We start from the raw sequence: 1,052 nt of genomic DNA on the forward strand, positions 1-1,052 counted from the left end.
CGACCTTGTTGCACATCTCAGTGATGGGGATTCACTGAGCGCGTCCTGAGGGTTAGGTCGAGGGCATGCCGAAGCCTTCCCCGATCCGCTACCGCACGACGAACTGGTCAGACTACAATGCGGCGCTGCGCAAGCGCGGCTCGCTGTCGGTCTGGTTCGATCCCGAGACGGTCTGGCACGCCGACAAGACCGGCAAGCGCGGGCGACCCGAGACCTTCTCGGACGCTGCCATCCAGACCTGCTTGACCCTGAAAGTGCTCTTCGGGCTTCCGCTCCGGCAGACGGTCGGGCTGGTTGAAAGCCTGATCCAGATGGCGGGGCTTGATTGGCCGGTTCCGGACTATTCGACGCTGTGCCGCCGGCAGGCGCGGATCGCGGTGCAGGTCCCGTATCGCGCGTCCGGGCAGCCCCTGAACCTGTTGATCGACAGCACCGGTATCAAGTTCCGCGGGGACGGCGAGTGGCAGGCCCGCAAACATGGCCCGTCACGCCGGAGGCAATGGAGAAAGGTCCACCTCGCCATGGACGCGGGCACCGGGGATGTGCGCGCGGTCGAGTTGACCTCGAGCCGCCAAGGCGACAGCCCGCTGCTGCCGGAGCTTCTGGCGCAGATCCCGCCGGAAGAGACGATCGGCACGGTCACCGCAGATGGTGCTTACGATACACGACGATGCCATGGCGCGATCATCGACCGAGGAGCGGATGCCGTCATACCGATCCGGCGCAATGGCCGCGCCTGGAAAGAAGACTGTCCCGCTGCTGCCGCGCGAAATGAGATCCTGCGGGCAACCAGGCGCTTGGGCCGGGCGCTCTGGAAGAAGTGGACCGGCTATCACGTCCGAAGTCGGGTCGAAGCTCTGATGAACTGCCTGAAGCTCTTCGGCGAGAGGATCATGTCACGAGACCCCGCCCGCCAGACCGCCGAAATCCAGATCCGCATCGCCATCATGAACCGCTTCTCGGCCCTTGGCAGGGCCGAGATCGAAGCCGTCCGCTGAAGAATGGCGGGAAAGGGGGCAGTCATGCTCGGGGCTGATTTGCGCAACATCGCC

Annotated in this window: 1 protein-coding gene; it reads left to right on the forward strand. The window is 64.9% G+C overall.

The genetic code is table 11. The annotated features are described in order from the left end of the window. Nucleotides 1-65 precede the first annotated feature (65 nt). Nucleotides 66-998, forward strand: a complete 933-nt coding sequence (locus TW83_RS18620) for an IS5 family transposase (RefSeq protein WP_045984280.1) — start codon at nucleotides 66-68, stop codon at nucleotides 996-998. The last annotated feature ends 54 nt before the right edge of the window (nucleotides 999-1,052 follow it).

The organism is Paracoccus sp. S4493, assembly GCF_000967735.1.
GTDB lineage: Bacteria > Pseudomonadota > Alphaproteobacteria > Rhodobacterales > Rhodobacteraceae > Paracoccus > Paracoccus marcusii.